This window comes from Mesorhizobium sp. M7A.F.Ca.MR.148.00.0.0, assembly GCF_003997735.1.
In the GTDB taxonomy this organism is placed as follows: Bacteria; Pseudomonadota; Alphaproteobacteria; order Rhizobiales; family Rhizobiaceae; genus Mesorhizobium.
The window spans coordinates 1-5,340 of sequence record NZ_RZTB01000132.1 but is presented as its reverse complement, the minus strand read 5'-3'; the positions used below and the strand labels follow the sequence as shown (position 1 = coordinate 5,340).

Annotated in this window: 4 protein-coding genes and 2 pseudogenes (1 of these 6 only partly in view); 4 read left to right on the top strand and 2 right to left on the bottom strand. The window is 64.2% G+C overall.

From position 1 onward, the window contains the following. Nucleotides 1–635 (top strand): annotated as a pseudogene (locus EOB49_RS29195) (SDR family oxidoreductase) (it extends 136 nt beyond the left edge of the window). A 54-nt stretch (nucleotides 636–689) separates the two neighbouring features. Further along, entirely contained in the window at nucleotides 690–902 is a 213-nt protein-coding gene (locus EOB49_RS29190) for a 4-oxalocrotonate tautomerase family protein (RefSeq protein WP_023813355.1), read from the top strand. A gap of 70 nt (nucleotides 903–972) precedes the next feature. Here the strand turns inward: EOB49_RS29190 and EOB49_RS29185 are convergent. Then, nucleotides 973–1,306 (bottom strand): annotated as a pseudogene (locus EOB49_RS29185) (AMP-binding protein); the annotation flags it as partial. Between the two features lie 103 nt (nucleotides 1,307–1,409). On the opposite strand from EOB49_RS29185, the gene EOB49_RS29180 reads away from it, so the two are divergent. Further along, nucleotides 1,410–2,966, top strand: a complete 1,557-nt coding sequence (locus tag EOB49_RS29180) for a serine hydrolase (RefSeq protein WP_127383008.1) — start codon at nucleotides 1,410–1,412, stop codon at nucleotides 2,964–2,966. A gap of 28 nt (nucleotides 2,967–2,994) precedes the next feature. Here the strand turns inward: EOB49_RS29180 and EOB49_RS29175 are convergent, their stop codons facing one another. Beyond that, nucleotides 2,995–3,930 (bottom strand): hypothetical protein, encoded by a 936-nt coding sequence (locus EOB49_RS29175; protein WP_127383007.1) that lies wholly within the window; start codon nucleotides 3,928–3,930, stop codon nucleotides 2,995–2,997. A 159-nt stretch (nucleotides 3,931–4,089) separates the two neighbouring features. Here EOB49_RS29175 and EOB49_RS29170 point away from each other — a divergent pair, with 159 nt between their 5' ends. Continuing rightward, complete coding sequence (locus EOB49_RS29170; RefSeq protein ID WP_127383006.1) at nucleotides 4,090–5,235, top strand: KamA family radical SAM protein; 1,146 nt, start codon at nucleotides 4,090–4,092, stop codon at nucleotides 5,233–5,235. Nucleotides 5,236–5,340 lie beyond the last annotated feature (105 nt).

The window sequence follows — 5,340 nt, the reverse complement described above, 5'->3', positions numbered from 1 at the left end:
ACTATGCACGGGGCCGCGCCGAGGCCGAAGAACTGGTCCGCAGCATCCAAGCCGGCGGCGGCAAGGCGATCGCCGTGCAGGCCGATATCGCCGATCCAAACGGCATCGCATCGCTGTTCGACGCCGGCGAGAAGGCGTTCGGCGGCATCGACATCCTCGTCAACAATGCCGGCGTCATGAAGACGTCGCCGATGGCGCAGACCGACGATGCTTCGTTCGACACGCAGATCGCGATCAATCTCGGCGGGGTGTTCCGCGGCATGCGGGAAGGTGCGCGCCGGCTTCGCGACGGCGGCCGCATCGTCAATTTTTCCAGCAGCGTCGTCGGCCTTTACCAGCCGGGCTACGGCGTCTACGCCGCCACAAAGGCGGGTGTCGAGGCGATGACCCACATCCTGGCCAAGGAGCTTGGCGCGCGCCGTGTAACCGTCAACGCGGTGGCGCCCGGACCGATCGATACCGCGCTGTTCACGGACGGCAAGAGCGAGGCGCAGATCGAGGCCATCGGCAAGATGATCCCGCTCGGCCGGCTCGGCCAGCCCGACGACATTGCCGGGCTGGTCTCGTTCCTGGCCGGGCCGGACAGCTTCTGGGTCAACGGACAAATCATCCGCGCCAATGGCGGCGTCGTCTGAGCCGTCGCCGACCGCTCAACGCCGAACCTGAAATTCCACAGAAAGGAAAAGATCATGCCATTCGCCAACATCAAGTTACCGCAAGCGGCGCTCTCCAGGGCGCAGAAGGAGGACCTCATCCATCGAACGACAGCCATGTTCGTCGACTTTTTCGGCGAGGGTGCGCGCCCCTTCACGATGGTGCTGGTGGAGGAGGTCGCCGACGGCGGCTATGGCCGGGCTGACGAAGTGTTCGTCGTGCCGGAGGTTTTTCGCGCAAAGGAGTAGTGCCGAGCTATTCCCGGGCGAGCCACGGGTCTCGCCCGTCCTTCGGACCCCCACAAGGAGATCGGCAGCGTCACCCCTTCCGCTTCCCCACCTCGGCCTTCCTCAGCAGGAACCGCTGAATTTTGCCGCTGGGCGTCTTCGGCAACTCGCTGACGAACTCGACTTCGCGCGGATAGGCGTGGGCCGAAAGGCGCTTGCGGACATGCTGCGCCAGTTCTTCCGCCAGTTCCGGGCTGCCGCTGTACGAAGGCGCCAGGATGACGAACGCCTTGACGATTTCGGTGCGCTGCGGGTCGGGCACACCGACGACGGCTGCCTCGTTGACCGCCGGATGTTCGATCAGCGCGCTTTCGACGTCGATGCGGTAGCCCGGCAGAGGCGATGACGTCGTCGGCGCGGCCGATCAGGAGATCGACCGTCCGGTTGCGCGAATGGCCCGAGAAGGGCTGGCCTCACCCGTGCGGGCCTGTATCATGGCCTTGTGAATGCTTGGGAGGAGGCTTGTGCATGCGGCTGAATCGGAATCTCTGTCAGTGGAGGGTTTGGGTCTTCATCGCCGCAATGGCGCTTTGGCCGCGCACGGCGCCGGCCGATACCCTCACGCCTGAGCGCATCACTGCTGCCCTGTCGAAGCTCGAAGCGCTTGCCGAAGCCGCCGTCGCGGACGGTGCCGTACCCGGTCTCGCCATCGGCGTCGTGCGCGATGACGAGGTGATCTTCCTCAAGGGTTTTGGGCATCGCGAGGCCGGCAAGCCTGAGACCGTCGACGCCGACACGGTGTTCCAGATCGCCTCCCTTTCCAAGCCGGTTTCCGCCACCGTCGTGGCGGCGTTGGTTAGCGACAGGATCGTGTCCTGGGATTCGAAGATCGCCGATCTCGATCCGGCCTTCCGGTTGGCCGATCCCTATCCGGCGAGCCAACTCACCGTCCGCGACCTGTTTTCGCATCGCAGCGGGCTTCCGGGCACCGCCGGAGACGACCTCGAAGGTATTGGCTACGACCGCGTCGAGATACTGCATCGCCTGCGGTTCGTGCCACCATCGTCGAGCTTCCGCGCCGGGTATTCCTACAGCAATTTCGGATTGACAGAGGGTGCCGTGGCAGCCGCGAGGCCGACAGGAAAGCCCTGGGAGGAGGTCGCCGAGGAGAGGCTCTACCGTCCGCTTGGCATGGCCTCGACCAGTTCCCGTCATTCGGACTTCGTCAAGCAAACCAACCGCGCCGCGCTTCACGTCAAGGTTGATGGCGCCTGGGCCGCGAGGATAGAGCGCAATCCGGATGCGCAGGCGCCCGCCGGCGGCGTCAGCTCTACGGCACGTGACCACTCGCAATGGGTGCGCCTCATCCTCGGCAACGGCGTTTATGCAGGCAAGACACTGATTGCCGCCGATGCGCTAAGCCAGACGCATGTTCCGCTGATAGCGCGCGGCAACAACCCCGTCTCCGGCGGCGCATCGTTCTACGGCCTCGGCTGGAACGTCGAATTCGGCCGACACGGCCTGAGCTGGGGGCACGCCGGCGCCTTCAGCGTCGGCGCGCGTACGCTGGTGACGGTCTTCCCAAAGGAGAAGCTGGGCATCGTCATCGTCGCCAACGCCTTTCCGACTGGCCTGCCGGAGGGATTGTCCGACAGCTTTGCCGATCTCGTCTTCGACGGTAAGGTCGAGAAGGACTGGGTCAAGGCGTGGGATGATATCTATGCGGGCCTGTTCGGTCCGGCGGTCGCGGCGGCCAAGGCCGCCTATGCCGCGCCGCCGTCTCCGCCACGGCCAGCCGCGCCGGGCAGTGTCTATGCCGGCCGGTACGCCAACGACTTCATCGGCGACGCGATTGTGTCGAAAGCAGGAGACGACCTTGTGCTCAGGGTAGGCCCGGCCGCCGGCCGGTCCTATTCATTGACGCATTTCGACTGTGACCTTTTCCTGACCTTCCCCGACGCGGAGACGCCGGATAGCCCCTCGGGTGTAAGTTTTGTGGTCGGCGCTGACGGCAAGGCGTCGGCCATGACCGTAGGTTTTCTCGACGACAATCATCTCGGCACGCTGCAACGTGTGGGGGACTGACTTCCAAATCGAAGGGTGCCGCCGGGAGTCAGGATGCGGGGCCGTATCGGAGCAGTTTGAAGCAATCGCCGTTGCCCGATTTCGTCTGCGCCAGCAAGGGCTTCGACCTGTCTATCCATTCCTGATGTGACCTCGCATCGGCTTCGATCGCATCGACCGGTGCAAGACTGACAAAGCTGCGTCCGTGGCTGAGAAGCCAGCACGCACGGCCGAGAAATCGCCTGCTGCGCTGGCGCAAGAGGTCAGCATCGTAGAAGATGTCGAGCACCTCGTGCTTGATCTTGCGCTCCGTTTCAGGATTGGCGATCGCAACCTCGATCGGCTCGCCGCCGATCGCATCCTGCAGGTCCTTGTAGTCGAGGGTGAGTTGGGTGATGGCATATTTGATCTCGCTCTCGTCGCGCACGATGTCGAACCATAGCGTCGGATCGAGCTCGTTGACGACGAACGACGACTCGAAATCGCGCGACAGGTTGAGGATGTCGAAGTCCCGGATGTCGACGTCGCGCTCAACCAGCAGGATTTCGCGGACCTGCTTGCCGAGCTCCGCTCCCTGCGCGCCGATGGCGGCGTTGGTTCCACCAAGTTCGGGACTAATATAGGCCCCGCCATCATCCAGCAGCCCGTCGAATTCGCCAAGTGACTCGACGAGGGGAGCGCCGCGAGCGATGCGCGCCGCCAGCTTGGCCAGAACCTGCTGAAGATCCGCTTCGCGTCTGCGCTGGTCTTGGTAATTCTGCTGGAAAAAGAAGATGAACAGCGACACGCCGATGCCGATCAGGATCACGCCCAGCTGCGAGAAGATGTTGCGGTAGTATTCTAGCAGCTTTTCGCGATGGCGCACGTCGTCGCGCACACTGTGGGCGACGCGCAGATTGACGATCAGCGACAGGATGAGCAGCCCAGTACCGACGAGAATGAGGCCGCCGATGAGCAGGTAACCATGGCCTGTGCTGAAATCCATTCGTTTTCCCTGAAGCCCAGACTGCGCAGAATAGTGCCATTTTGGCTAAATACCTACGGATTTGCAGGCGGTGGATTTGATGGCGGCGACCACCCCGGAAGGTTGACCCGCCTGGCCATCCGGCCGATAGCTCCGCCAGAAACTGTCCTGAGAACCCTGATGACTTCAGACACCAACCTCCACGATGCACCCGCCGCCGGCCCCGACACCGCCTGGCAGGCGGACGTCCGCGCCGGCGTGCGCCACGTGCGCGACCTCGACCGCCTCCCACTGTCGCCAGCCGAGCGCGCGGCGGCTAAAAGCGCGGCGGCGAACCACAAGGTGCGCGCGCCCAAGGCCTATCTCGACCTGATCGACTGGAACGACCCCGCCGATCCGATCCGGGCGCAGGTCATTCCGTCGCCGCAAGAACTTGAGGAGGCGGAGGGCGAGCTCGACGATCCGATCGCTGACCATGACTTCAGCCCGGTGCCGCGATTGACGCATCGCCATGCCGACCGGGTACTGCTGTTCCCGACCTATCAATGCGCGGTCTATTGCCGGTTCTGCTTTCGCAAGGAATCGCTGACCGCGATCGGCAGGGGCTATACGCGCGAGGCGCTGGAGCCGGCGCTGGCCTATATCGCGGATCACCCCGAAATCCGCGAGGTGATCCTGACCGGCGGCGATCCGCTGTCCTTGCCCGACAAGGCGCTGGCCGAAATCCGCGCGCGCATCGAAGCGATCCCCCATGTACGGCTGTTGCGCATCCATACGCGCGTGCCGGTGGTGCTGCCGTCGCGCATTACATCAGGGCTCGTCGCGGCGCTGCAGGGCCGGCTGATGGTCACTGTCGTCACCCATTTCAATCACGCGCGTGAAATCACCGGCGCTACCGAGGTGGCCTGCCGCACGCTTCGGCAAGCCGGCTTCGTTCTGCTCAACCAGAGCGTTCTGCTCAAGGGCGTCAACGACAGCATCGAGGCGCTGGAAGAACTCTGCCGCGAGCTGATGTACCGCCTCGGCGTCAAACCCTATTACCTGCACCATGGCGACCTCGCGCGCGGCATGGCGCACCGGCGCACGACGATTGCGCAGGGACAGGCGCTGACTGAAGCGCTGCGGGCGCGGCTGTCGGGCATCTGCAACCCCGTCTATGTGCTCGACCTGCCGGAAGGCGGCGGCAAGGTGCCGATCGGGCCCTGTCATGTCGAGGGCAGGCAGGGGGAGAGCTGGCGGCTGCGCGGGCTCGATGGCGAAGTGCGGGAATATAGGGAGATCGTTGGCGCGCAAGAGGAACAGTCTTCGAAGATTCCAGGCTCGTGACGCCAGGATCCACCCGGATAATCCTACAGCGTCACAGCGACCGTTCATAATGGCCAGCGTCTGCGCCGCCCCTCACCTGCCTGCCGGCATCCTCTCCCCGTATAG

Excerpts from the sequence above, each read along its gene's own strand:
- EOB49_RS29190 (WP_023813355.1), top strand. The coding sequence starts at position 690 with ATGCCATTCGCCAACATCAAGTTACCGCAAGCGGCGCTCTCCAGGGCG.
- EOB49_RS29180 (WP_127383008.1), top strand. The coding sequence starts at position 1,410 with ATGCGGCTGAATCGGAATCTCTGTCAGTGGAGGGTTTGGGTCTTCATC.
- EOB49_RS29175 (WP_127383007.1), bottom strand. The coding sequence starts at position 3,930 with ATGGATTTCAGCACAGGCCATGGTTACCTGCTCATCGGCGGCCTCATT.
- EOB49_RS29170 (WP_127383006.1), top strand. The coding sequence starts at position 4,090 with ATGACTTCAGACACCAACCTCCACGATGCACCCGCCGCCGGCCCCGAC.